Here is a 26191-nt window from a genome sequence, read left to right as displayed (position 1 = left end):
ACAGTGTTCGCCATTGGCGGGAGTCTGTGGCGGCCTTGTGCTTGTAGGAAATAAGCCGAAGGCTAGAGAAAAGAGCCCCGGGGCGAGCCGGGGCTCCGTGGGTCTGCGCTGTGGTGCTGACGAGGATGCGCGCAGTCCTATTGCATTGGACTAGTTGGCGCGATCAAAAGTTCCCGCGCAGATTTTTGTTGTGCTGCGGCAGTCCAGGACAGGTATCGCAGGCGCTGCGTGTTATGGTGGTCTAGCCCGTGGCTGACGTTAGGGGCGGCAAAGAGCCGATGGCGGTTGTCTGGCAAATTGTCCCATTGCTATAATTCTGCGTCTCGACGGACGCCAAAACGTCCTCAATCCACCACCAACTGCAGGTTTTTCCGTGCTGAACTCCGTTGATGCGAGTCGGCGGCTGATGCTGCGCGCAGCGATTTACCCATTGGTGGCGGTGGCCGTGGTGTCCTTGGCGTTTTCGTGCCTGGGGGTGAAATACGCCATGGGTACTGCTGTGACCGGGCTGGCGACGGTGGCAGGGGGATGGTTGGCGGCCCGCATGGCGCTCGGTGGCGGTGTGCAGGCGGCGGGTTCGGCGATGGCGCGGTTGGTCGTGGCCATGGTGTTCAAGTGGGTGTTGGTGTTCGCGGTACTGGCGCTAGGTTTTGCCTGGTGGCGGTTGCCTCCTCTGGCCCTGTTGGCGGGTATCGCCGTCGGGTTGATGTTCCAGGTTCTGGCTCTGGCCAGACGTTGATCGAATCGAAAAAGGCTCAGGACTCATGGCGGGCGAGGCAGCAACCCCTACCTCCTACATCCAGCATCACCTCAAGAACCTCACCTTCCAGGTGCAGGAAGGCGGCTTCTGGCAATTGCATATCGACACGCTGGTGATGTCGTTGCTGATGGGCCTGCTGATGGTGTTTGCCTTCTGGATGGCCACGCGCAAAGCCACTGCCGGTGTGCCGGGCAAGTGGCAGGCGTTCGTGGAAATCATGCTGGAGTTCGTCGACCGTCAGGCCAAGGACACCTACCACGGCACCAGCAAGCTGGTGACGCCGATTGCGATCACGCTGTTTTTCTGGATCCTGATGATGAACTTCATCAAGCTGATCCCAGCGGACTTCATCGCCATCCCGCTGGATTTGGCTGGCGTGCATCACTGGAAGCCGGTGCCCACGGCCGACGTCAATGCCACGCTCGGCATGTCGATCAGCGTGTTCTTCCTGATGGTGTTCTTCTCGCTACGCTCCAAGGGCGTGGGCGGGATGGCCAAGGAATTCCTCACTGCGCCGTTCGGCAAGTGGATGTTGCCGTTCAACCTGATTCTCAACGTTGTCGAATGGCTGAGCAAGCCGGTATCGCTGGGTATGCGACTGTTCGGCAATATGTTCGGCGGCGAGATCGTGTTTTTGCTGATCTGGGTACTGGGTGGCGCTGGCATTTTCGGTGCGCTGGCCGGCGGCGCGTTCGGCTTCGGTTGGATGCTGTTCCACCTGCTGGTGATTCCGTTGCAGGCGTTCATTTTCATGATGCTGTCCATCGTGTATCTGAGCCTGGCGGAAGACAGCCACTAACGTTTCGTTTTCTGTTTCACCTGTTTCTTTAACCCTTCGTTCGTTTCATCATCCTCAAGCAACTTGTTCCTGGAGAAAACCATGTTCTTTGCTGTTCTGACCAACCTCGCCCAAGTCCAGAGCTCCACCATCCTCGCTGTCGGCATCATGATCGGTCTGGCCGCGCTGGGCGCTGGCCTTGGTCTGGCCATCATGGCCGGCAAGTTCCTGGAATCGGCCGCGCGCCAGCCGGAATTGATCCCGGTGCTGCAGGTCCGCATGTTCATCACCGCCGGTCTGATCGACGCCGCGTTCATCATCAGCGTCGCGGTTGGTCTGCTGTTCGCGATTGCCAACCCGATGATCGGCGAGTTCGTCGCGCGTCTGCCGCAGGGCGGTTGATCCCGTCGCATCGGCACGCGGTCGCGTCAGGCGGCCGCCGCTGCGCAGGAAGGTTCGGACGCGTTCGCCGTGCTGGCGGCGCGCCCACCACGTCACCTTTGGTTGAGCGTACCCCATGAATATCGGTCTCACCCTCTTTGCCCAGGCGCTTGCCTTCGCCGGTCTGATCTGGATTGTCGCGACCAAAATCTGGCCGCCGCTGATGCAGGCCATCGAAGCGCGTCAGCAGAAGATCGCCGAAGGCCTGGCTGCTGCCGATCGCAGTCAGAAGGATCTGGCTCAGGCGCAGGAAAAGGTCAACGAAGCGTTGAAGGACGCGCGTAGCAAGGCTAACGAGATTATCGACCAGGCCCACGCGCGCGCGAATCAGATCGTCGAGGCGGCCAGACACGAAGCAGTCGTCGAAGCCAATCGGCAGAAGGATCTGGCGCAGGCCGAGATCGAGGCCGCGGCCAATCGCGCGCGCGAAGACCTGCGTCGCCAGGTATCGTTGCTGGCGGTGAGCGGTGCCGAAAAGCTGCTCAATCGCGAAATCGATGCCAATGCGCACAAGGCGCTACTCGACGCGCTGGCGGCGGAGCTCTGAGATGAGTCAGTCCCTCACCCTGGCGCGCCCCTACGCCCGTGCCGCGTTCGCTGCGGCTAGCGATGCTGGCAAGCTCGTGCCGTGGTCGCAGGCGCTGGCGTTTTCCGCTCAGCTCGCGGCCGATCCACGCGTGGCCGCGTTGTTGCACAACCCGCAGTTGCAGCGCGAGCAAGCGGTGACGTTGCTCGCGCCGGAGCAGGCCGACGAGCAGTATCAGCGTTTTCTGAGCCTGCTGGCGGAAGGTCAGCGCCTATCGCTGCTGCCGGAGATCGCTGGGCTTTACGATCAATTGCGTGCAGACGCCGAGCGCGTGGTCAAGGCCAATGTGACTTCTGCCGCCGCGTTGAGCGATGCGGAAGTGGCCTCGTTGAAGCTGGCATTGCGGCAGCGTTTTGGCCGCGAGGTCGAGATCACGACGGCGGTGGATGCCTCGCTGATCGGCGGTGCGGTGATCGACGCGGGAGACGTGGTCATCGACGGCTCGTTGAAAGGCAAGCTATCGCGTCTGCAGTCCGCATTGGCTCACTAAGAACCGGGAATGGCGAAGAGAGAAGAGAGAACCCGGCCTGACGACGACGTCATGCGCGATTCCCGATTTTCCACTCCCGATTCTCAAAAAAGCTAACCACACGTCGCCATTCGCCTCTGTGCGATGGACGATCCGAAGGAAACCAAGATGGCAACCACGCTCAACCCCTCCGAAATCAGCGAACTGATCAAGAACCGTATCGAGCAGGTCAAGCTGGCCGCGGAGTCGCGCAACGAAGGCACGGTCACCAGCGTGTCCGACGGTATCGTGCGCATCTTCGGCCTGGCTGACGTGATGCAGGGCGAAATGATCGAACTGCCGAACGACACCTACGCCCTGGCACTGAACCTGGAGCGCGACTCGGTCGGTGCCGTGGTGCTTGGCGACTACGAGAACCTGCGCGAAGGCGACATCGCCAAGACCACCGGCCGCATCCTGGAAGTGCCGGTGGGCAACGAGTTGCTGGGCCGCGTGGTCAACGCGCTGGGCGAGCCGATCGACGGCAAGGGGCCGCTGGGCACCCATCTGACCGCGCCGGTGGAGCGTGTGGCGCCGGGTGTGATCTGGCGCAAGTCGGTCGATCAGCCGGTGCAGACCGGTTACAAGTCGGTCGATGCGATGATCCCGATCGGTCGTGGTCAGCGCGAGCTGCTCATCGGCGATCGTCAGACCGGCAAGACCGCGCTGGCCATCGACGCGGTGATCAACCAGAAGACCACCGGCATCAAGTGCGTGTATGTGGCGATCGGGCAGAAGGCGTCGACCGTCGCCAACATCGTGCGCAAGCTGGAAGAGAACGGCGCGCTGGCCCACACCATCGTGGTCGCCGCGACGGCCTCCGAATCGGCGGCGATGCAGTACATCAGCGCCTACGCCGGCTGCACGATGGGCGAATACTTCATGGATCGCGGCGAAGACGCACTCATCGTGTACGACGATCTGTCCAAGCAGGCCGTGGCCTACCGGCAGATCTCGCTGCTGCTGAAGCGCCCGCCGGGCCGCGAAGCGTATCCGGGCGACGTGTTCTACCTGCACAGCCGCTTGCTGGAGCGCGCCGCGCGCGTGTCCGAGGAGTACGTGGAGCAGTTCACCAAGGGCGCGGTCAAGGGCAAGACCGGCTCGTTGACCGCGTTGCCGATCATCGAGACCCAGGCCGGCGACGTGTCCGCGTTCGTGCCGACCAACGTGATTTCGATCACCGACGGGCAGATCTTCCTGGAAACCGACTTGTTCAACGCGGGCATTCGCCCGGCGGTGAACGCCGGTATCTCGGTGTCGCGTGTCGGCGGTGCCGCGCAGACCAAGATCATCAAGAAGCTCTCCGGCGGCATCCGTATCTCGCTGGCGCAGTACCGCGAGCTGGCGGCGTTCGCGCAGTTCGCCTCGGATCTGGACGAAGCCACGCGTAAGCAGCTCGAGCGCGGTCAGCGCGTCACCGAGTTGATGAAGCAGAAGCAGTACCTGCCGATGTCCATCGCCAACCAGGCCTTGTCGATCTACGCGGTCAACGAGGGGTATCTGGATGACGTGCCGGTCAGCAAGATCGGCGCGTTCGAGGAAGGGCTGCACGCGCACTTCGCCAACACCGCTGGCGAACTGATCGCCAAGGTCAACGCCAGTGGCGACTGGAATGGCGAGATCGAGGCGGCGTTCAAGAAGGGTATCGGCGAATTCAAGACCACCGGTAGCTGGTAAAGCGCCGGGCCCCGGAATCCGGAGCCCTGGACCCGCGAAAGCGGAGTCCCGGGACCGTGACCTGGGCGCCGGGTGACAACAACGAGTCGTGATCCAGGGCCTTTAGCGGGTCCTGGGTTCCGGGTCCCGAGTCCCGAGAAGAGAGATGGCAGGCGGACGCGAAATCAAATCCAAGATCAAGAGCGTGCAGAACACCCGCAAGGTGACGCGCGCGCTCGAGATGGTCTCCGCTTCCAAGATCCGCAAGGCGCAGGATCGGATGAAGACCTCGCGGCCTTACGCGCAAGCGATGAAGCAGGTGATCGGGCATCTGGCGCAGGCCAGCACCGAGCACACGCATCCATTTCTGGTGCAGCGCGAAACGGTCAAGCGCGTCGGCTATATCGTGATCTCTTCCGATCGTGGCCTGGCCGGCGGATTGAACAACAACCTGTTCCGCAAAATGCTCGGCGAAGTGCGTCAGTGGCAGGACCAGGGCGCCGAGGTGGACGTGGTCACCATCGGGCAAAAGGCGTCGGTGTTTTTCCGCCGGCTCAAGGTCAATATGGTCGGCAGCGTCAGCCACCTTGGCGATGTGCCGCACCTGGAACAGTTGGTCGGTGTGATCAAGGTCATGTTGGACGCGTTCACCGAGGGCACGCTGGATCGCGTGTATCTGGTCTACAACCACTTCATCAACACGATGACGCAGAAGGCCAGTTTCGACCAGTTGCTGCCGCTGCCAGCGGCGGAACACAAGGTCGCGCACCACGACTGGGATTATCTATACGAACCCGATGCCGAGACCGTGCTGGAGCATGTGATGCGCCGTTACATCGAGTCGCTGGTGTACCAGGCGGTGCTGGAGAACGTGGCTTCCGAGCATGCGGCGCGCATGGTGGCGATGAAGGCGGCCAGCGACAACGCCAGCAAGCTGATCAGCACCTTGCAGTTGGTTTACAACAAGGCGCGTCAGGCCGCGATCACCCAGGAAATTTCCGAAATCGTCGGCGGCGCGGCCGCTGTGTAGCCGGGAATCGGGAAAGATGCCGGAGGGCGCGTTGTCGCAAGCCGCTCCTCCCGCGCCAGATTCCCCGTTCCCCATTCCCGATACCAGATTCGCATAGACATAAGTGGAGTTACCCAAATGAGTCAGGGCAAGATCGTTCAGATCATCGGCGCGGTCGTCGACGTCGAATTCGCGCGGGCCGATGTGCCGAAGATTTACGACGCATTGAAGGTCGAAGGCACCGCCATCACGCTGGAAGTACAGCAGCAGTTGGGCGATGGCGTCGTGCGCACCATCGCCCTCGGCTCCACCGATGGCCTGAAGCGCAATCTGATCGCGACCAACACCGGCCGCGCGATCGCGGTGCCGGTCGGCGCGGGTACGCTGGGCCGCATCATGGATGTGCTGGGCCGTCCGATCGACGAAGCCGGCGAGGTGCAGGCCACCGACCATTGGGAAATCCACCGCGCTGCGCCGACATACGAAGATCAGTCCTCGGCCACCGAATTGCTGGAAACCGGCATCAAGGTCATCGACCTGATGTGCCCGTTCGCCAAGGGCGGCAAGGTCGGCCTGTTCGGCGGCGCCGGTGTCGGCAAGACCGTCAACATGATGGAACTGATCAACAACATCGCCAAGGCGCACGCGGGCCTGTCGGTGTTCGCCGGCGTGGGCGAGCGCACCCGCGAGGGCAACGACTTCTACCACGAGATGAAAGACTCCAACGTCCTGGACAAGGTCGCGATGGTGTACGGCCAGATGAACGAGCCGCCGGGCAACCGCCTGCGCGTCGCGCTGACCGGCCTGACCATGGCCGAGTACTTCCGTGACGAGAAGGATGCCTCGGGCAAGGGTAAGGACGTGCTGTTGTTCGTCGATAACATCTATCGCTACACCCTGGCCGGTACCGAAGTGTCGGCGCTGCTGGGGCGTATGCCGTCGGCGGTGGGTTACCAGCCGACCCTGGCCGAGGAAATGGGCGTGTTGCAGGAGCGCATCACCTCCACCAAGAACGGCTCGATCACCTCGATCCAGGCGGTGTACGTGCCTGCGGACGACTTGACCGACCCGTCGCCTGCGACCACCTTCGCCCACCTCGACGCCACCGTGGTGCTGTCGCGTAACATCGCCTCGCTGGGTATCTATCCGGCGGTGGACCCGCTGGATTCGACCAGCCGCCAGCTCGATCCGAACGTGATCGGCCACGAGCATTACGACACCGCGCGCCGCGTGCAGTCCACCTTGCAGAAGTACAAGGAGCTGAAGGACATCATCGCGATCCTCGGCATGGATGAACTGTCCGAAGAGGATAAGCAGGCCGTCTCGCGTGCGCGCAAGATCGAGCGCTTCTTCAGCCAACCGTTCCACGTGGCCGAAGTGTTCACCGGATCGCCGGGCAAGTACGTGTCGCTGAAGGACACCATCCGCGGCTTCAAGGCGATCGTCGATGGCGAGTACGACCACCTGCCGGAGCAGGCGTTCTACATGGTCGGCGGGATCGAGGAAGCGGTCGAGAAAGCCAAAAAGATGGCCGAAAAGGCCTGATTCGTGCAGCCGGCCGCACGCGGTCGGCGCACGCATCCGCACGTCAGTTGTCAGCTATCGTCAAGGTGGGGCGCAGGACATCGAAGTACCGGGCAAGTCACGCGGCTGTTGAGCCGCTTGGCCAATCCCGCCGCCGCAGTCCAGCGTCCCGCCTCATCCAGTGAGGCACCATGAGCACCATCCGTTGCGACATCGTCAGCGCCGAGAATGAGATCTACCACGGCGACGCGACCCTGGTGGTCGTCACCGGCGAGCTGGGCGAGTTGGGCATCGCACCCAAGCATGCGCCGCTGATCACCCGGCTCAAGCCCGGCAAGGTGGTGGTGACCACCGCTGGCGGCGAGCAGTTGGACTTCGCCATTTCTGGCGGCATCCTTGAGGTGCAGCCGCAGGTGGTCACCATCCTGGCCGACACCGCGATCCGCGCGCAGGATATCGACGAGGCGTCCGTGCGCAAGGCCAAGGAAGAAGCCGAGCGTTTGCTGGATGGTCGCGGCGAAGGCATCGACGTGGCCGAGGCGCAGGCCAAGCTTGCACAAGTGACCGCACAGTTGCAGGCGCTGGAACGCCTGCGCAAGAACCTCAAGCACTGAGTGTCGTGCGCGGCGATGGGCCGCCGCATGCGCTTGAAGACGCCGGCGTTTGCCGGCGTTGTTGTTTCTGCGTGGTGCCATGCGGCTGTCGCTTCAAACCAACATGCGCGTGACGGCGCGACAGAAAGTAATCGGCGCCGTGATCGCGCAGGGCGTGTTTCGATCCACACACATGCCCGTGAGGGTGTGACTACGTCGAGATCTCCGGCAACAGCATCTCCTTTCCGTTTCAATCCACACGCCCGTGCCGGAGATGCTGGAGGCGCCCACTGCATCGATGTCGTGGTCGATTGTGACGCGAACCATGTTTCTGGCTTTATTGTTGCTGACTCGATGGCCGGGGCGAGAGACAACCACGCGTTGTGTCATTGCATGGCCCGACGACTGCGGCAAAATATCCGCCCGATCTGTGCATCCTTCCCCTCTATTGCAGACGGTTTTCGGAGAATCGTGATGACCGCAACCGCTTCCTCTCCCCTTGCGCATGCGCTGACGGCGCTGCTGGCCGGTGTCGCCTTGATGGGCTGTGCGATCCCCGCCGCTCGCAGCTCGACCCCGCTGGAGCCGCTGTTGGATCGCATCGTCGCGCGCAATGCCATCGGCGACCAGGTGGCGCTGAGCAAATGGGATAGCGGCAAGCCGGTGCTCGATAGCACGCGTGAAGCCGCCGTGCTGGCCAAGGTGCGCGAACAAGCCCCAGCGCATGGTGTGGATCCCGACGATGCGGCGCGCTTCTTTGGCATGCAGATCGAATCCAACAAGCTGGTGCAGTACGAATTGCTATCGCGTTGGCACCTGCGTGGTCGCGCGCCCGACCGTCCGCGTCCTGACTTGAACGCGCTGCGCGCACGCCTGGATCAATTGCAGGGCGAGATGCTCGATGCCCTGCAGGCCAGCGCGTCGCTGCGGCAGGCGCCGGAGAGACAACCACGCGTTGTGTCATTGCATGGCCCGACGACTGCGGCAAAATATCCGCCCGATCTGTGCATCCTTCCCCTCTATTGCAGACGGTTTTCGGAGAATCGTGATGACCGCAACCGCTTCCTCTCCCCTTGCGCATGCGCTGACGGCGCTGCTGGCCGGTGTCGCCTTGATGGGCTGTGCGATCCCCGCCGCTCGCAGCTCGACCCCGCTGGAGCCGCTGTTGGATCGCATCGTCGCGCGCAATGCCATCGGCGACCAGGTGGCGCTGAGCAAATGGGATAGCGGCAAGCCGGTGCTCGATAGCACGCGTGAAGCCGCCGTGCTGGCCAAGGTGCGCGAACAAGCCCCAGCGCATGGTGTGGATCCCGACGATGCGGCGCGCTTCTTTGGCATGCAGATCGAATCCAACAAGCTGGTGCAGTACGAATTGCTATCGCGTTGGCACCTGCGTGGTCGCGCGCCCGACCGTCCGCGTCCTGACTTGAACGCGCTGCGCGCACGCCTGGATCAATTGCAGGGCGAGATGCTCGATGCCCTGCAGGCCAGCGCGTCGCTGCGGCAGGCGCCGGATTGTCCGGTCACGACCGCCCGCGCCGCAGAACTCTATGCGCTGCGCTGGCAACTGGATCAACTCCACCGCACCGCGCTGGTCCGCAGCCTGGGCGATTTCTGCCACTGAGTGTGGAGGTGGTGCGGCGGGTGTCGCACCGAAGTGCTTCAGGAACGCGTCCAGTCGCGGCTGCGCGGTTGTCCGTCCTGTACCGGTCGCGGCCAACAGCGTTGACATGAACAAGCGCGTGCGATGGCGTCCATGCCATCGCACGTGGTCGAGCGCCGCATACCGTGTGGTCAGCGATACACCAACTGTCGGCCGAGAAAGAACGACACCACGGACAGCATGCCTTCGACCAGCGGCTTGCCCAACCAGGCCAGACGCAGACCCAGCGCGTTCGCGCATAGCGACACCAGCCAACTGCTGAGGACGGTGAGCGCAAGCCACAGAGCGGCGAAGCGAGCGAAGCGTTGCCAGCCCAGGCGGGGGACGTTGTCATTGGCGAAGGTGATGCGGCCGTTGAGCCAGAATCCGAGCATGGCCCCGCAGATGCGGCCCAGCACATTGCCGGGAATCGGCGGCATGCCCGCGGCGGTCGCCCCGACGAACACGCTCCAATCGACCAGCAATTGCAGCAGGCCGATCAGCATAAATTGGCTGCTCTGTCGCAGGAGACTCATGCAGATCCGGGGGAAGAGGCAGATCGCGCATGCTAGCGGTTGCCGTGCCCAGATACACCCCTGCCGCGTGCAGGACACAGCGCACGGCACGGCCAGCCTTTAACATTGCACATCATCCGAAACGGAACCGCCGCATGAGCCTGCCACTGCACGTCGTGATTCTCGCCGCCGGTGCGGGTAAACGGATGAACTCGGCCAAGCCCAAGGTGCTGCACTGCATTGCCGGCCGTCCGATGCTGGCGCACGCGATCGAGGCCGCGCGCCAGTTGCAGCCGCAGGCGATCCACATCGTCTACGGACATGGCGGCGACGCGGTGCGGGCCGCCTTCGTCGAGCAGACCGATTTGCTGTGGGCCGAACAGGCCCAGCAACTGGGAACTGGCCATGCGCTGCAGCAGGCGATGGCGGCAGTACCGGACGCGGCCACCGTGTTGGTGCTGTATGGCGATGTGCCGTTGATCCGCGCCGAGACGTTGTTACGCCTGTTGCACGCGCCAGGCCGTTTGGCGGTGCTGGTCGCCGAGCCGGACGACCCCACTGGCTATGGCCGGATCTTGCGCGATGCCGCCGGCAAGGTCGCGGCCATCGTCGAACAGAAGGACGCCGACGACGCGCAGCGTCGCATCCGTACTGTCAACACCGGCATCGTCACTGCCGAATCCACGGCATTGCGACGTTGGTTGGCGGGGCTGCGCAACGACAATGCGCAGGGCGAGTATTACTTGACGGATGTGTTCGCCGCCGCCGCCGCCGAGTTCACTCCGGCGGAGATGGTGCTGGTGGCCGATCCGATCGAAGCCGAGGGCGCCAATAATCCGTGGCAACTGGCCCAGTTGGAGCGTGCCTGGCAACTGCGCGCAGCGCGTGCGCTATGCGAACAAGGCGTGCAGGTGCTGGATCCCAATCGCCTGGACCAGCGTGGTCGCGTGCGCGTGGGTCGCGATGTGCGCATCGATGTGAATGTGATCCTGGAAGGCGAGGTGGAACTCGGCGACGGTGTCAGCATCGGCCCATTCGTGCGGCTGAAAGATGTGATGCTGGGGCCGGGCACCGAGGTGCGCGCGCATTGCGATCTGGAGGGTGTGGTCGCCGAGGGTGCGGTGCAGATCGGGCCGTTCGCGCGGCTGCGGCCGGGCACCGTGCTGGCTGATGGCGTGCACATCGGCAACTTCGTCGAGACCAAGCAGGCGGTACTCGGTGTCGGCACCAAGGCCAATCACCTGAGCTATCTGGGCGATGCGAAGATCGGCAGCGGGGTCAATCTCGGCGCCGGCACCATTACCTGCAACTACGATGGGGTGAACAAGTCGCAGACCATCATCGGCGATGACGTGTTCGTCGGTTCCAACAGTGCGCTGGTAGCACCGCTGGAGATCGGCGCAGGTGCCACGATCGGTGCCGGTTCGGTGATCACCCGCAGCGCGCCGGCCGGCAAGCTGAGCGTGGCCCGCGTGCGTCAGGAAACCATCGAGGGCTGGGAGCGCCCGCGCAAGCGCGACTGAGTCGGCGACGTGGGATGGCGTGGAGTGCGATTCAGCCCAGGCTGTTGATCGAAGTGGTGACCGGCAGCGCAATGGTCACGCACAGCCCGCCCGCCTCCCGGTTGTGCAGCGACAGGCGGCCATCGTGTGCTTCGACGATTTCGCGGGTCAATGCCAGGCCAAGGCCGGTGCCATTGCGTTTGGTCGAGTAGAACGGCATCAGGGCCTGATGCAGCACCGCTTCGCTCATGCCGCTGCCGCGGTCCAGCACTTCGATGCGCAGCCAGTCCGGGCGCGCGGAGACGCGCACGCGCACGCCGTCGGCTGACATTGGCGCCTCGGGACTGGACTCGTGCGCGTTCTTGATCAGATTGAGCAACGCCTGCTGCAGTTGTGCTGGATCGGCTCTGCTGTGTAGATCCTGCGCTTCCATCTCCAGTGCGAATGGAATCTGCTGCTGGAGTCCGGCCAGGAACTGCGCCCAGTGCACGGTCTGCAGTTGCGGCTGTGGCAGCTTGGCGAAGCGCGCGTAGCCGCGGATGAAGCCTTCCAGGTGCCGCGCGCGTTCCTCGATGGTGCCGAACACCTCTTCCAGTCGCTCTACTTTCTGTCGTCGTACCAACTCGGCGCCGGAATGTGCCAGCGAAGCGATCGGGGCCAGCGAGTTGTTCAATTCGTGGCTGATGACCCGGATGACTTTCTTCCAGGTATGCACTTCCTGCCGCCGCAGTTCGGCGGTGAGCAGGCGTAGCAGGAGCAATTCGTGCGGTCGCCCGTTGAGATGGAAGCTGCGTCGCGATAGATGGTAAATCTGTTCTTCCTCCGCATCCTGCTGGTCGTTTTCGATTGAGAACAGGCTGTCACCGCCGCGTGCGATGGCGTCGCGCAACGGCGCAGGGACATCCAGTAGCAGATTGTCCAGGCGTTGGCCTTCCAGCTTCCAGCCGCCATGCAGCAGCCTGCGCGCAGCCAGGTTGGAGAAGATCACGCGTTGCAGGCCGTCGCCGCCCTTGCAGGTCAGCAGCATCGCCACCGGAGTGTTCTGCACCATGGTGTCGAGCATCAGTTCGCGCTGCACCAACGCTTGTCGTTGCTCGCGCAAAATCTCGCCGAGTTGCTGGTGCGCCGCCACCACCTTCCCCAGTTCGTCGTTGCTGTGCCATGACACGCTGACGTTGTATTCGCCGTCGCGGTAGCTGCCGATGGTGCTGGCCAGGGCACGGAACAGCGAGCGCATCGATGCGGTGGCGTGGTGCAGGGCCAACCACGCCAGTGCGATCAACACCAGGGCCGACAGCGTGATCGTGACCCAACTGCGTTCTATCCAATGTGCCAGCAGCCACGGCAACGTTGCCGCCAGCGCCAGCAGTGGCAGCAGGTGCAGGAACAAATCGGTAGTGAAGGAATAGCGCTGTCTCATTCGCGCGGGATGCCGTGGCGCTCCATGCGTCTGTACAGTGCTTGTCGGCTCATGCCCAGCTCGGCTGCAGCCTGGGCGATGACGCCGTGAGCACGTTCCAATACGGCCACGATGCGTTCGCGGTCCGGTTCGTCCGCGTTACTGCGGCGTTGCGGCGCTGGCCTGGGCAGATTGAGGTCGGCCGATTGGATCTGCGCGCCGTTGGCCAGTAATTCGGCGCGTTGGATCACGTTGCGCAGCTCGCGCACGTTGCCGGGCCAGGCATGCCGTTGTAGTGCCTGCATCGCGCCGAGCGATAGCGTCTTGGTGCCGGATAGGAACGCCTCGGCCAGTGGCAGGATATCGCCAGGACGCTCGGCCAGCGCCGGCAGCGACAGTTCCACCGCATTGAGCCGGTAGTACAGATCCTCGCGGAACGTACCTGCGCGGATCATCGCGCTCAGGTCGGCATTGGTCGCGCTGATCACCCGCACCTTGACCTGCCGCTCGCGGTTGGAGCCGAGTCGCTCGAAGCGGCCGGTCTCCAGCACGCGCAGCAGTTTCATCTGTCCAGCCAGCGAGAGGTTGCCGATCTCGTCCAGGAACAGCGTGCCACCATCGGCGGCTTCGAACTTGCCTTCGCGGACTTTGTTGGCGCCGGTGTAGGCGCCGGCATCGGCGCCGAACAGCTCGGCTTCGATCAGTTCGGCGGCAAGCGCGCCGCAATTCAGCGCGATGAACGGGCCGTCTCGCATCGGCGAGTTGGCCTGGATGATTTCGGCGATCTTTTCCTTGCCGCTGCCGTTGGGGCCGGTGATGAGTACTGGCAACGCCGAGCGTGCGATTTGGCAAGCCAGGGCGATGACGCGCGCGCTGGCGGGATCGGCGAACACGGCGCCGCGCAGATCGTAGCGCAGTGCCAGATCCGCGCGATGGCGGCGCTCGCCGTCGCGGCGCCGCTCCAGTTCGCGACGGGTTTCCGATAGCTCCAGCAAATTGTTGACCGTGGTCAGCAGCTTGCGATCGTCCCATGGCTTGGCCAGATAGTCGGCGGCGCCCGCCTTGACCAGCTCGACCGCGCTGCTGAGTTGCGTCCAGGCGGTCAGCAAAATCACCGGCAGGTCCGGGTGGTGCGTGCGGATCGCCTCGAACAACGCTGCCCCCTCCTCGCCGGAGGTGGTGTCGGTACTGAAGTTCATGTCCTGCAGTACCAAATCGATGCCGCCCTCGGCCAGGCGTTGCAGCCCGGCTTGCGGGTTGTCGGCGTAGACGGTTTCGATCTCGTGCAGGGAAAACAGCACCTCCAGCGCAGTGGCGACGGCGGGGTTGTCGTCGATGATCAACAGACAGGGCATCGTGAACCTTGAAGGCGGACCGGCATGCCGACGTTGGTAGCTGGACAGGATGGCATCATCGCAGCCCGTGCCGAGCTTGTCGTGCGGATTGCCAGGCGATCAGGCATGACGGGTGGCGATGGCCGGTGGCACGGCGGCGGCGCGGCGTGCTGGCCAGAACACGGCGAGCTGACCGAGCATCAACACCACACCCACTCCGATCGGTAGGCAGATCGCCGGCAAGCGTGACAGTTCGTAGTGCTGCATCAGCCACAGATTGGCCGCGTAGGCCAGGGGGATGCCGAAGGTCAGCCCGGTGCCGATGATCAGCAGGTTCTCCAACTGAAACTGATGCAGGATTTGCGAGCGGGTCGCACCGAGTGCGCGGCGAATGCCGATCTGGCGCGTGCGTTGCTGGATCCAGAAACCGCTGAGGCTGGCGATGCCGATCAAGGTGATGGCCGTGACCAGTGCGCTCACCGAGCCGAACAGCCATACTGCGGCGCGGCGTGGTTTGAGCACTGCATTGCGCTGCGATTCGTAGGCGATGATCTTCGGTTCGGTGCCGCGCATGATGTCTTCACCGAGTGCGCGCTTGAGTCCCGGCCCGATGTGTTGCATGACCGCATCGCGTTGTTCGGGGGCGATGCGCAATGCATAGTTCAGCACCGGCATGCCGGTCAATCTGCCGGGAGTCAACACAGAGAACTCGGCCTTGCCGTCGTCGAGTTCGTCGATCTGGTAGCGCAGCAGGTGCCGTACCAGGCCGACCACCACGAAGTGTTTGGGTTTCTTCGGATCCCCGTCGCTGAGTATGCCGCCTAGGGCCGAGCGTGAACCGAACAGCCGTCGTGCCAGCGCTTCGGTCAGGATGATCGGGGTTTGCCCGTCAAACAGGGCCGCCGTGGAAAGGTCGATGTCGCGCATTTCCTCCGCGCTGAAGCGACGTCCAGCGCTCAGTTCCAAGCCCAGCGCATCGAGTACGTTGTCGCCGATGTACACGCTGGGGATTTCCGATCCGGCCGGACCTTTTAACTCGGTCGCGATCATCATGGAGGAACTCATCGGCATTCCAAGCGTTGGCGATACGGCCTTGACACCAGGGATAGCGCGCAGCGCATCGGTTCCAGTGCGAATCTGTGCAGCGTTCCAGTAGCCGCTCTTGTTCATCACATTGTCCACCAAAACCAGTTCGCCGCGTGGGATGCCGTCGGGGATCAGCATCGGCGCCAGCTTTTGCCAGAGCAGGAACAGCACGTTGAGCAGGATCGCGCACGCCAATGTGGTCTGTCCGATGACCATCAGTGGCATCAGCGGGTGGCGGCGCAAAGGAGCCAGGTAAGGACGCAAACGAGACATGAGGACCTCAGAGACTCTTGACTTGCATGGCCGGCGAGAGCCGCGATGCGCGCCATGCAGGGATGAGGCCGACCAGTAGGCCGGTGCAGATTGCCAGCAACACTAGGAGACCGAACAGCCCAGTACGGAACTGTGCCAGATGGCTGTAATTCGCATCCTGTAGACGCACCACCCACAGGCCGAACAGCGTCAGTGGCAGTGCCAACACGCCGCCCAGTAATCCGATCAGGCCCGACTCGACCAGGCAGCGGGCGAAGATGGCGCGGCGCGGTGCACCCAGTACGCGGTGGACACCGATTTCGCTAGCGCGGCGCAGGAAGCGTGCCGCGAGCAGGCCGGCGACATTGAGAATGCATAGGCCCAGCAGGGCCATGGCCAACCACAGGTTCAGTTGCACGGTGTCGGGCACGACATTGTTGCTGTCCAGCCATGTAGGCACGTCGTAGAGCATCGCCTGCGGCGGACGCGGGAACACGCCTGCGGCGTGTCGCGCTTGCGCGAAGGCCAGTAGCGCGTTGCGGTAGTCGTCCTCCTGTCTCTTGGTCTGCAGTTGCGCCCAGAGCATCAACCAGCGGCATGCGCCCAGGTCGATGTTGACGCGCATGCTGCCAGGGCCATCATCGCACTGCTTTGCAACCAACGGTTGGGCATCGGCGTCGAGCGCGGCTTGCACCGGGACTAGTAATTCGGTCGGTGTGCTGTCCCAGGCCTGCTCCCGTGATTGAGTGAAGTAGAACGCGGGTTGGGGTCCCCAGTCGCCGCTGATGCCGATGACCCGGAACAGATGTTTGCCTAATCGCAACTGATGGCCCAGCCCATGTTCGGTGCCGAACAACCGCAGACTTTGCTGATGGCCGATGATCGCGACCGGCACGCGGTCACGCTCTTCCTGCTCGGTCCAATAGCGGCCTTCGCGCAGTGGCACGCCGAACATGCGCGGCATCGGGCCCAATGCCACTACGCCGCGCACGAACGCGCTCTCGTGCTGATCCTCGCTGGCGATATTGAAATTGCTGGAAGCCAGTGCAGTCTGTGTGATGTCGTGGTGGGACGCCATGAAGGCCTGAACGTCGGCCAGCTTCCACTGCGATGGCGGTAGCGCGTCCGGTTCGGTGAAGGTGTTGTTGGAGAGTTGGCGCGAGTCCACCAAGCCAAGATACAACTGCTGGCTGATGCCTGGTAATGGATCGGCCGATAGCACCTGGAGCAATGTCAGCATCGTCATCACCGCGGCCAGGCCGAGCGCGAGTGTCAGCACGGTTAGCAGCATGGTGCGCGGATGGCGGCGTGCGCCGTGTATCCCCAGTTCAATGGCGTATGGCAGTGGCATCAGTGGCTCCGCGAGGATAGGGGTGGGGACGCACGCTGTGTCATGGCCGCACCGATGGACAGCACCATCAGCGCGGTGAGCACTGGGCTGCGGCGCAGGCTGCGTAGTGACAGATGCAGGTAGTAGCCGAGCATGGCGTTCTTCGTGGTCCGTTGCGGTACCGGTTACGGGTTCGCCGCGATGCCATTGCCGGTATCGGTCAGCATCGGTTCGCGCAGCAAATCGGTGGCTTGGCCATCGACGATATGCACGTTGCGTTGCGCACGTGCGGCCAGGTCGGGGTCGTGGGTGACCATGACGATGGTGGCGCCCTGCATGTTGATTTCCTCAAGAAGTTCCATCACCCCGCGCGCCATCTGCGAATCGAGGTTGCCGGTCGGTTCGTCGGCCAGCAACAGGCGCGGACTGCCGGCCAGCGCCCGCGCGATCGCCGCGCGCTGCTGCTGTCCACCGGAGAGTTCGGATGGGTAGTGTTTCATCCGCCCACCCAGTCCAACCCGGCCCAGTGCGTCCTCGATGCGTCGCTTGCGTTCGGCGGCGGCCATGCCGCGATAGCGCAACGGCACATCGACGTTGTCGAACAGGTTTAGATCGGGGATCAAGTTGAAGCCCTGGAAAATGAAACCGATTTTTTGGTTGCGCATGCGCGAGCGCGCATCGTCGTTGAGATGGCTCACGTCTTGCCCGTCGAGCAAATACTGGCCGCTGCTGAAGGTTTCCAGCAGCCCGGCGATGTTGAGAAATGTTGTCTTGCCAGAACCGGACGGTCCGGTCACGGCGACAAATTCGCCTTCGCGCACATGCAAATCCAGCGAGCGCAATGCATGTGTCTGGACCTGTTCGGTGCGAAAGACCTTGGAAACGGAGTGCATTTGCAGCATGACGGTGTTCCTTGAAGCGGAGTGGTGTGTGGAGTCGGGATTGGCAAACGTCAACGTATTCGATTCGCCTGTGCCGTTGCTGTCGATGTGTCGGTTGTCTGTTCCGAATCGCCGAGGTCAGTGGATCCTCACGCGCGGCGCATCCCCGAACAGGTCGCTGCCGGAGACCACGACCCGGTCGCCTACCTGTAGGCCCGAACGCACCTCGACTTCGCTCAGGCTGGTGACGCCCAGTTGCACCGGGCGGCGGACGGCCGAATCGCCGTCCATGACGTAAGCGAAGTGGCCGCCGGATTGTTCGACGAATGGGCCGCGTTCGAGTTTGAGCACGTTGTGGCGGGTGTCCAGCAATACCCGCGCGCTCATCCGCTGGCTCTGGCGTAGGCCCGGCGGTTGTGTGTTGGTGAAGCGAATGCGCGCGTTGACTTCGCCGTTGACCACTTCCGGCGACACCGCCGAGATCGCGCCGGCGAACGGTTCGCCGGTACCGCCAGTCAACTGCGCCGGCATGCCGATCGCCAGGTCGCGGGCGAAACTTTCCGGCACATTGATTTCCAGTTCGAACTTGGACAGATCGACCACGCTCAATACCGGTGCGTTGGCGGCCAGGTTGGTGTGCTGCGACACCTGCACCTGACCGACCTGACCATCGAACGGCGCGCGCAAGGTCAGCAGGTCCACCTGGCGTTGCACCTCGGCGACCACCGCGCGTTGGCGCTCGGCCAGCAGGCGCTTGTTGCGCGCGTCCAGGCTCGCGCCGCGGCTCTGCAGGTCTGAGTCTTTTTGCGCGTGGCGCATCGCGATATCGGCTTTCTTCAAGGTGTCCTCGGCCCTGGCCACCTCCACCTGCGGCACCGCGCCGCCGTCATAACCGTGCTGGTAACGCTCCAGGTCGCGGCTGGCGGCCTGACGCTCGATCTGTGCCTGGTCGATGGATTTGCTGGCGTTGGCACGCGCCAGCACCGCATCCAGATCGGCGCGGCTTGCCTCCGCTTCCAGGCCGGCCAGTGTTGCTTCTTCCTGGGCCAGCTTGCTGCGCAGTTCCGGGCTGTCGATTTCGGCCAGTTCCTGATTTTGTTTGACCACATCGCCTGCGACCACTTTCAGCGTCACGGTGCCGCCAGAGATCGCGTACAGGATGGGGCTATTGGTGGCAATCAGGCGACCGTCGGCGGAAAGATCGCGCACCAGGTCGCCCCGATTGACCGTGGCGATGCGCACCCGTTGCGCGTCGAACGAACGGCTGCCGGCGATCCAGCCACGCACAGCGAAGCCGATGCCCAGCAGTACTGCCAGTCCGATCAGTCCCGGCCACAGCCAACGGTGCCATGTGGCGCTGCGGGAGCGGGTGAGTACCTGGTCCTGGGTGGAGGTGTCACGGATCATCGAACGGTGGCTGCGCGGCAGTGAGGATGGTTCATTGATCGCACAGTGCGTGCCAAGTGCAAGCTATTGAACTGCATGGTATTCGTGCGGGTGAGTGGCGTGTCCGGCTGTCCGCGGACGTGTTCGCGGACACCTTGTCTGCTCAACGTCAATGGCGAGACATGTCGTGGACAAGGCGAATAAAATGTACGCTTTCAGTGAAGAGAGAGCGTGCCATGTGCGGTATCGTCGGCGCGATTGCCGATCGCGATGTCATCGCGCACCTGATCGAGGGGCTGAAACGCCTGGAATACCGCGGTTACGATTCCGCTGGCATCGCCGCGATTGCCGGCGGTCACGTGCATCGCGTGCGTCGTACCGGGCGTGTTGCGGAAATGGAAAGCGCGGTGCTGTCGGAAGGATTGCAGGCCACACTGGGCATCGGCCACACCCGTTGGGCCACCCATGGCGGCGTCAGCGAGGTCAATGCGCATCCGCACGTGAGCCATGGCGACCTGGCTCTGGTCCACAACGGCATCATCGAGAACCACGAACAGCAGCGCGAACGCCTGCGTGCGCTGGGCTATACGTTTCAATCGCAGACCGACACCGAAGTCATCGCGCACCTGATCCACCATCACATGGCCCAGGGCCGTGACCTGCTCGGCGCGTTGCAGGCGACAGTGAAGGAACTGACCGGCGCCTATGCGCTGGCGGCACTCAGCAAGGCCTATCCGGATGTGCTGGTCTGTGCGCGCATGGGTTGCCCATTGCTGATTGGTTTGGGCGAGGGCGAACACTTCATCGCCTCCGACGTGTCAGCGTTGATCCAGGCGACGCGTCGGGTGATGTTCCTGGAGGAGGGCGACACGGCGCTGCTGCGCCGCGACGGCGTGCAGGTGTACGACGCTGCCGACCATGCGGTGCAGCGCGAGGTGCACCTCTCCGACGTCTCGCTGGCGTCGCTGGAACTAGGGCCTTACCGCCATTTCATGCAGAAGGAAATCCACGAACAGCCGCGTGCGCTGGCCGACACCTTGGAAGCATTGTGCGATGCCGGCAGTTTTGACAGCGCGCTGTTCGGCGCCAACGCCGACGGGTTGTTGGCCGATGTGGACGGCGTGCAGCTGCTGGCGTGCGGTACCAGCTACTACGCCGGGCTCACCGCGCGTTACTGGATCGAAGCCATCGCCGGCGTGCCGTGCAGCGTGGAGATCGCCAGCGAATATCGCTATCGCGACGCCTGTGCCAACCCGCGATACTTGATCGTGACCATTTCCCAGTCCGGCGAAACCCTGGACACGATGGAAGCGCTGAAATACGCCAAATCGCTTGGTCACACCAAGACCTTGTCGATCTGCAACGTGCCGGAGAGCGCGATCCCGCGCGCCAGCGAGTTGGTGCTGTACACCCGCGCCGGCGCAGAGATCGGCGTGGCTTCGACCAAGGCATTCACCACCCAATTGGCGGCGCTGTTCCAACTTGCTTGTGTGCTGGCCAAACAGCGCGGACGGCTGAGCGCGACGCAGGAAGCCGACTACATGGAGCAACTACGTCATCTGCCGGGCAGCGTGCAGCACGTACTCAACCTGGAGCCGCAGATCGCGGTGTGGGCCGAGCGTTTTGCCGGCAAGCACAACGCGTTGTTTCTTGGTCGCGGCCTGCATTATCCGATTGCGTTGGAGGGCGCGCTCAAACTCAAGGAAATTACCTATATCCATGCCGAGGGTTATCCGGCCGGCGAACTCAAGCACGGCCCGCTGGCGCTGGTGGATGCTGCCATGCCAGTGGTGGTGATCGCACCCAACGACGCACTTTTGGAGAAGGTGAAATCCAACATGCAGGAGGTGCGTGCGCGTGGTGGTGAATTGTTTGTGTTCGCCGATCAGGATAGTAATTTTCACGCGTCCGAAGGCGTACACGTGATCCGCACGCCACGCCACGCTGGTCTGTTGAGTCCGGTGCTGCACACCGTGCCGGTGCAATTGCTTGCTTACCACACCGCCTTGGCACGCGGCACGGATGTGGACAAGCCGCGTAATTTGGCTAAGTCGGTGACGGTGGAGTAGTTCAATGTGTTCGTTTCAATCCACGCGTCCATGTGAGGGCGCGACAGCACAATCAATTTCAGGGCGTGTGAATCGCCCAGGATTCCCTAAACATTTCAACGGTGATGCCAGCAATGCCCAAACGACAAGGTGATGCTGGGTTTTTCAGCGGTCACTAATCGAACTGATACGACACCCCCAGCATGCCTTGCGTGTCGCGGTAGCCCTTGCCGCCCACTTGTTGCGCCAGGGTCGCCCAGATGTCCAGATTACGACTCAGCCGGCCTTTCACCCCGGCTTTCAGTTCGCCCACATTGCGCGATCCGGCGAGATAGACCGCATCATCGTTCATCCGCACGCCGATATTTTTTGTGTTGTGAAGCCAGTTCACCTCCACGAATGGCTCGAACGCGCGTTCGCTTGCGGCGTGTTCGCCGCTTTCCTGGCTCATGTAGGCGCGCAGGCCCAACGCCGTCTGGATATTGTTCGTACCGCGTCCCTGCACACGGGTGCCATTGAACTCGGTGTGCGCGTCCGCCTGGATGCCGCTCCAGGTGACCTGTGCGTGCGGCTGCAACCACAGCCACTGCCACATCCGGTCTTGCCCCTGCGTCGCGCTCGGCAGCGTGCTAAGACGGCGGTTGTAGCCGATTTCCGCCGAGGCACTGGCGCCTTTACTGCGGTAGGCCTCCGGGCTCAGCCCAACTCCCTCGACCTTGTTGTTGAACCAGCCGTATTGCACCCAACTGTTCGCGTACAGGCCCGATTCCTCCGACGGGTTCTGCTGCCAGATGCCGTAAACCCCCACGCTGCGACCGTTGACACTGCCCTTGGCCGTATAGCCGGTCAGGCTGTCGCGTGTGGTGCTGTGCTGGTTGGCATAGCCTCCCATCATGCCCAGCACCAGCGTACCGTTTTGGGTGGATTCGTGTGTCAACAGGTCGCTACCGAGCTGCAAGACGTAGCGTTGGGCGGTGAGGCTGTTCTGCCCACCGGACAGGTCAGCCGTGCTGCGGCCACCTTCACTACGCACCCAGACCGAGCTGGCGCGGACTTCGCCGGTGGCCGGGTCGGCATATTGGGTCTGCTGGCCGGCCCGCTCGTGCAGGGACAAGGCGAACAACGCGCCGGATGCCCGCAGGTTGGTCGCATAGGCGCCGGTTTCCGGGCGGATCATCCGACCGTCATCAGGATTCACCGGATTCACCGGATTCACCGGATTTTCCTCGGGGTTTACCGGATTTTCGAATGAGGTCAAATACCAGCCCTTGCCATCCGTGCCGGAGGCATTGCCCTTTTGCAAGCGATAGTCGAACGCTCCTGCGACCACACGATTGCCCTGCGTAAACGTGCCGTTCGACATGCCGCCGACGGAAACCACTCGAATACCCTCCAGCGTCTGCGCTCCAGAGCCATTTTCGTTGGCAATGTTCAGCACGCTTGTCCCTGCGGTATCGCCGGTAATGACAAGCCGGTCAGTGAGCGAATCATCTTCGGTCAACACACTGCCCAACGTGACACGACTGCCGCGCACACCGGTGTAGTTGCCACGGATGAGCAGGGTGTTGCCGGCGCTGTGGCTCGTCGGGTTGAGCACAATACTGCCGCTGTTGGTGACATTGCCTACGACATTGCTTACGACGTTGGCGCTTGTATCCAACACCAACGTGCCGGCATTACGCATCGTCCCCGTCAGCGTTGAGTTGTTTTTCAGGGTGATCTGTCCCTGATTGTCGATTCCTGCGGGACCGGTTGCGGTCCAGGCTGTTCCATTCTTCAGCGTTAGCTCGGTGCCTTGCGCAGTGCTCACACCGGCTTGTGTCAATACATTGGCGGCGATGATGTTCGCGCCGTTTTTCAGATTCAGTTGCCCGGTACCGCTGATCGGGTTGTCGACTTGTCCGGTCGCACCACTGTAGGTGAGCACGGCGTTATTCGTGATGGCGCCACTGCCGGCTGCGGCGACGTTTGCCAATTTTAATTCCCCTGCATTGACGGTGGTGCCGCCGGTATAGGAGTTGTTCGCCGTGAGCACCAGCGTACCGGTGCCTTGCTGGGTCAGGTTGCCGCTGCCGCTGACGATCCCGCCGAAGGTGTAACTGTCGCTGCGGTTGAACGCAAAGGTGCCGTTATCGGTGACGTTGCCAACGAGGCTGCCGCTGGTGCCGCCATTGCCAAGTTGTAGCGTACCTTCGCTGATGGTGGTAACACCGGTATAGGTATTGTTCCCGGTCAATACCAGCGTGCCGTCATCGGTCTTGTCCAGGCCCTCGCTACCGCTCAGCACATTACCGATCGTGGCGATCATGGTGCTGTCGGCACTGGAACCGTTGCCGACGCGAATGATCGGCTTCACCCCCTGGTTACCGACAAGCGTCAGGGTATCCCCGTTCATCGTGTAATTGTTGGTGGCAAACTGCATTCCGGAAACACTAATTGGACCGGCGCTTTGATCCACTGTCACCTTGCCCGGTGTGCCGTCAAAAATCACAAAATCCGCTTGTGTGGTGGATGGATGATTGGGGACCGTGCCGGTTGCATCCGTCCATGTCTCTGACGTGGCGGACCAGGTGCCGTTGCCGCCCCCTATCCCGGACGCAGAGGCTTGCCCATTCGCGTTCCAGACATTCAGCGTGTAGCCTGTACTGTCGATCAGGTTGATTTGTTTCTGCGCCGTCAGTCGCTGCAAATACAGGTTTCGGCCGGCCGGCGTACTGCCCAGTGCAAGCCCGCCGTTGTTTTCGGTCAGCGTCCCGCCCCAGGCGAGCACGTTATACAGGCCCGGCCCCATTCCGCCGACATCGGTGACGTTCATGGTGGCGCCGTTGAGCGTCAGGTTGCCACCCACGGTCAGACTGTCGCCGTTGCCGCCGGTTTTAAAATCGGCCCCTGGTGCGCCGAATTCGTAGTTGAATATGCTGCCTTGTGCGGAGGTGAAATTCCCTCCGACTGTCAGCTTGCCGATGGAATGCCCTGGCGCCACACTGGCGCCGCTGGCCAGTGTGACATCACCGCCGATACTACCGTGACCGCCCAAGGTGGCATTGTTTCCCACGTTGACGTTTCCACCCAGGACGGCACCCTTGTTGTCTGTGCTGCCAACGATGAGCGAGCCTGCATTCACAGTGGTGTTGCCAGTGAATGCTCCGCTGTTGCCATCCAGCACCAGCGTGCCGGTGCCTTGCTGGGCCAAGTTGCCATTGCCACTGACGATCCCGCCGAAGGTGTAGCTGTCGTTACGGTTGAACGCCAAGGTACCGTTATTGATGACGTTGCCGTTACCACCGAGGCTGCCGCTGGTACCGCCATTGCCGAGCTGTAGCGTCCCGCCGCTAATGGTGGTCGCACCGGTGTAGGAATTATTCCCAGTGAGGATCAGAGTGCCGAGACCTTGCTGGGTCAGGTTGCCGTTGCCGCTGACGATCCCGCTGAAAGTGACGTTGTCGCCGCGGTTGAACGCCAGGGTGCCGTTGTTGGTGATGTTGCCGTTGCCATCGAGACTGCCGCTGGTACTGCCGTTGCCGACCTGTAGCGTGCCGCTGCTAATGGTGGTAACGCCAGTATAGGTATTATCCCCAGTGAGGATCAGTGTGCCGGTGCCTTGTTGGGTCAGGTTGCCGCTGCCGCTGACGATCCCGCTGAAAGTGACGTTGTCACTGCGGTTGAACGCCAGGGTGCCGTTGTTGGTGACGTTGCCGTTGCCACCGAGACTGCCGCTGGTACTACCGTTGCCGAGCTGTAGCGTGCCGCTGCTGATGGTGGTCGTACCGGTATAGGTATTATCTCTGGTGAAGATCAGCGTGCCGGGGTCTTCTTTGACAAGGTTCCCTTGGCCGCTGATGACACCCGAGTAGTTTACAGCCGCATTGCCGGTAGGCTGATCGAACACCACGGAAGCACTGCCATTGGTAACGGGAGCGAAGCTGAGATTTCCCTTGAAAGTATCGGCATTGCCTTTCAAAGTGCCATCGTGAATAGTCCAGTTCTGATCCGCATCTCCAGTGCCGGTTAACGTCCAGGTACCGGTCCCGCTTTTTGCGTAGTTGGTGAAGCCGTAGTACTGGGGCGTGTTGTTCCAGACGATGGGGATTGAAGTGACAATATTCGACAAGTCGAACGTACCGTCGGTTTCGCCGCCTAATGCCAGCGTGTCGCCACCGTTGTTGTTGCCGCTGGTGCTGGCAACATTCCCCATGATCTGAGCACCGGGTTCCAGCGTTAGGGTATTGCCACTACCGGAAAATATCATGGCATAGTAGCCAAACAAAGGGACTGGTTTTCCAAGGCCACCGTTGGTTTGGCTACCGGTAGCAAGGGTCACCGAGGTGTTTCCTAAGCCTCTCACTGCGACGCCCCCTGTACTGTTGATGATGCCATGGCTGATGCTGCTGTCGCCGCCGTCACCGCCATTGATAGTGCCACTGTTGTTCAAAGTGAACCCAGAGCCGCTTATGCCGTCACCGCCGTCACCGCCGCCGGCACCGCCGCCGGCACCACCGTCACCACCGGCACCGCCTTTAATTAACATTCCCCATGATCTGAGCACCGGGTTCCAGCGTTAGGGTATTGCCACTACCGGAAAATATCATGGCATAGTAGCCAAACAAAGGGACTGGTTTTCCAAGGCCACCGTTGGTTTGGCTACCGGTAGCAAGGGTCACCGAGGTGTTTCCTAAGCCTCTCACTGCGACGCCCCCTGTACTGTTGATGATGCCATGGCTGATGCTGCTGTCGCCGCCGTCACCGCCATTGATAGTGCCACTGTTGTTCAAAGTGAACCCAGAGCCGCTTATGCCGTCACCGCCGTCACCGCCGCCGGCACCGCCGCCGGCACCACCGTCACCACCGGCACCGCCTTTAATTATTATGTTGCTGTTTACATTGATTTTCGAGTTAGGGCTAGAAACAAAAATTCCCACACCACCGCCGCCACCGCCGCTACCGCCGCCACCACCGCCACC

22 protein-coding genes and 1 pseudogene are annotated in these 26191 nt (G+C 62.5%); 13 read left to right on the top strand and 10 right to left on the bottom strand.

Annotated features, from left to right (window positions below; genetic code table 11):
• The first annotated feature begins 373 nt into the window (after positions 1–373).
• The 11 genes from XANALMUS060_RS08365 (at position 374) to XANALMUS060_RS08315 (ending at position 9479) form a co-directional block, all read left to right on the top strand.
• Positions 374–739, top strand: a complete 366-nt coding sequence (locus XANALMUS060_RS08365; RefSeq protein WP_200893885.1) for a hypothetical protein — start codon at positions 374–376, stop codon at positions 737–739.
• A gap of 25 nt (positions 740–764) precedes the next feature.
• Positions 765–1559, top strand: a complete 795-nt coding sequence (gene atpB, locus XANALMUS060_RS08360) for a F0F1 ATP synthase subunit A (RefSeq protein WP_045728638.1) — start codon at positions 765–767, stop codon at positions 1557–1559.
• An 81-nt stretch (positions 1560–1640) separates the two neighbouring features.
• Complete coding sequence (atpE, locus tag XANALMUS060_RS08355) at positions 1641–1940, top strand: F0F1 ATP synthase subunit C (protein ID WP_045729222.1); 300 nt, start codon at positions 1641–1643, stop codon at positions 1938–1940.
• 115 nt (positions 1941–2055) lie between these two features.
• On the top strand, positions 2056–2526 hold the full coding sequence (locus tag XANALMUS060_RS08350; protein WP_045728637.1) for a F0F1 ATP synthase subunit B: 471 nt from the start codon (positions 2056–2058) through the stop codon (positions 2524–2526).
• A gap of 1 nt (position 2527) precedes the next feature.
• Complete coding sequence (locus XANALMUS060_RS08345) at positions 2528–3055, top strand: F0F1 ATP synthase subunit delta (RefSeq protein ID WP_045738009.1); 528 nt, start codon at positions 2528–2530, stop codon at positions 3053–3055.
• A 147-nt stretch (positions 3056–3202) separates the two neighbouring features.
• On the top strand, positions 3203–4750 hold the full coding sequence (atpA, locus tag XANALMUS060_RS08340; protein WP_045729221.1) for a F0F1 ATP synthase subunit alpha: 1548 nt from the start codon (positions 3203–3205) through the stop codon (positions 4748–4750).
• Between the two features lie 145 nt (positions 4751–4895).
• Positions 4896–5759 carry a F0F1 ATP synthase subunit gamma gene (gene atpG / locus XANALMUS060_RS08335; RefSeq protein ID WP_045738008.1) on the top strand — a complete coding sequence of 288 codons (864 nt, stop codon included), beginning with the start codon at positions 4896–4898 and terminating at the stop codon, positions 5757–5759.
• A 117-nt stretch (positions 5760–5876) separates the two neighbouring features.
• Entirely contained in the window at positions 5877–7283 is a 1407-nt protein-coding gene (atpD, locus tag XANALMUS060_RS08330; protein ID WP_045738007.1) for a F0F1 ATP synthase subunit beta, read from the top strand.
• A 170-nt stretch (positions 7284–7453) separates the two neighbouring features.
• The gene (locus XANALMUS060_RS08325) at positions 7454–7876 is read left to right on the top strand and encodes a F0F1 ATP synthase subunit epsilon (protein ID WP_045738006.1); all 423 of its coding nucleotides are present in this window, start codon (positions 7454–7456) and stop codon (positions 7874–7876) included.
• 453 nt (positions 7877–8329) lie between these two features.
• On the top strand, positions 8330–9082 hold the full coding sequence (locus tag XANALMUS060_RS22640) for a chorismate mutase (protein WP_255352362.1): 753 nt from the start codon (positions 8330–8332) through the stop codon (positions 9080–9082).
• Positions 8970–9479, top strand: a complete 510-nt coding sequence (locus XANALMUS060_RS08315) for a chorismate mutase (RefSeq protein ID WP_255352361.1) — start codon at positions 8970–8972, stop codon at positions 9477–9479. The genes XANALMUS060_RS22640 and XANALMUS060_RS08315 overlap by 113 nt, the downstream gene beginning before the upstream one ends.
• Positions 9480–9649: 170 nt before the next feature.
• On the opposite strand, the gene XANALMUS060_RS08310 is transcribed toward XANALMUS060_RS08315, so the two are convergent.
• Complete coding sequence (locus XANALMUS060_RS08310) at positions 9650–10033, bottom strand: GtrA family protein (protein ID WP_045738004.1); 384 nt, start codon at positions 10031–10033, stop codon at positions 9650–9652.
• 134 nt (positions 10034–10167) lie between these two features.
• Here XANALMUS060_RS08310 and glmU point away from each other — a divergent pair, with 134 nt between their 5' ends.
• Positions 10168–11535: a bifunctional UDP-N-acetylglucosamine diphosphorylase/glucosamine-1-phosphate N-acetyltransferase GlmU gene (glmU, locus tag XANALMUS060_RS08305; protein ID WP_045738003.1), complete on the top strand. Its 1368-nt coding sequence runs from the start codon at positions 10168–10170 to the stop codon at positions 11533–11535.
• A gap of 31 nt (positions 11536–11566) precedes the next feature.
• On the opposite strand, the gene XANALMUS060_RS08300 is transcribed toward glmU, so the two are convergent.
• The 7 genes from XANALMUS060_RS08300 to XANALMUS060_RS08275 form a co-directional block, all read right to left on the bottom strand.
• Positions 11567–12934, bottom strand: coding sequence for an ATP-binding protein (locus tag XANALMUS060_RS08300; protein WP_045738002.1), 1368 nt, complete (start codon positions 12932–12934; stop codon positions 11567–11569).
• Positions 12931–14268 (bottom strand): sigma-54 dependent transcriptional regulator, encoded by a 1338-nt coding sequence (locus XANALMUS060_RS08295; protein WP_045738001.1) that lies wholly within the window; start codon positions 14266–14268, stop codon positions 12931–12933. The genes XANALMUS060_RS08300 and XANALMUS060_RS08295 overlap by 4 nt, the downstream gene beginning before the upstream one ends.
• 99 nt (positions 14269–14367) lie before the next feature.
• The gene (locus tag XANALMUS060_RS08290) at positions 14368–15606 is read right to left on the bottom strand and encodes an FtsX-like permease family protein (protein ID WP_045738000.1); all 1239 of its coding nucleotides are present in this window, start codon (positions 15604–15606) and stop codon (positions 14368–14370) included.
• A 7-nt stretch (positions 15607–15613) separates the two neighbouring features.
• Complete coding sequence (locus tag XANALMUS060_RS08285) at positions 15614–16936, bottom strand: ABC transporter permease (RefSeq protein WP_045737999.1); 1323 nt, start codon at positions 16934–16936, stop codon at positions 15614–15616.
• On the bottom strand, positions 16936–17070 hold the full coding sequence (locus tag XANALMUS060_RS22635; protein ID WP_255352360.1) for a hypothetical protein: 135 nt from the start codon (positions 17068–17070) through the stop codon (positions 16936–16938). Before XANALMUS060_RS22635 ends, XANALMUS060_RS08285 begins: the two co-directional genes overlap by 1 nt.
• 30 nt (positions 17071–17100) lie before the next feature.
• On the bottom strand, positions 17101–17817 hold the full coding sequence (locus XANALMUS060_RS08280; protein ID WP_045737998.1) for an ABC transporter ATP-binding protein: 717 nt from the start codon (positions 17815–17817) through the stop codon (positions 17101–17103).
• 117 nt (positions 17818–17934) lie between these two features.
• On the bottom strand, positions 17935–19203 hold the full coding sequence (locus XANALMUS060_RS08275) for an efflux RND transporter periplasmic adaptor subunit (RefSeq protein WP_045737997.1): 1269 nt from the start codon (positions 19201–19203) through the stop codon (positions 17935–17937).
• A 215-nt stretch (positions 19204–19418) separates the two neighbouring features.
• Here XANALMUS060_RS08275 and glmS point away from each other — a divergent pair, with 215 nt between their 5' ends.
• A complete protein-coding gene (gene glmS, locus XANALMUS060_RS08270; protein WP_045737996.1) occupies positions 19419–21251 on the top strand; it encodes a glutamine--fructose-6-phosphate transaminase (isomerizing) in 1833 nt (610 codons plus the stop codon).
• 154 nt (positions 21252–21405) lie between these two features.
• Here glmS and XANALMUS060_RS17475 read toward each other — a convergent pair whose 3' ends face one another.
• Together XANALMUS060_RS17475 and XANALMUS060_RS20525 are read right to left on the bottom strand one after the other, a co-directional pair.
• Positions 21406–25758, bottom strand: a complete 4353-nt coding sequence (locus XANALMUS060_RS17475) for an autotransporter outer membrane beta-barrel domain-containing protein (RefSeq protein ID WP_152640439.1) — start codon at positions 25756–25758, stop codon at positions 21406–21408.
• Positions 25748–26191 (bottom strand): annotated as a pseudogene (locus XANALMUS060_RS20525) (hypothetical protein); the annotation flags it as partial. The gene XANALMUS060_RS17475 and the pseudogene XANALMUS060_RS20525, both read right to left, overlap by 11 nt.

Origin of the sequence: Xanthomonas sp. MUS 060 (genome assembly GCF_000963215.1) — a bacterium.
In the GTDB taxonomy this organism is placed as follows: domain Bacteria; phylum Pseudomonadota; class Gammaproteobacteria; order Xanthomonadales; family Xanthomonadaceae; genus Xanthomonas_A.
The sequence above is the reverse complement of the archived record's forward strand: the minus strand, read 5'-3'. Positions and strand labels throughout refer to the sequence as shown.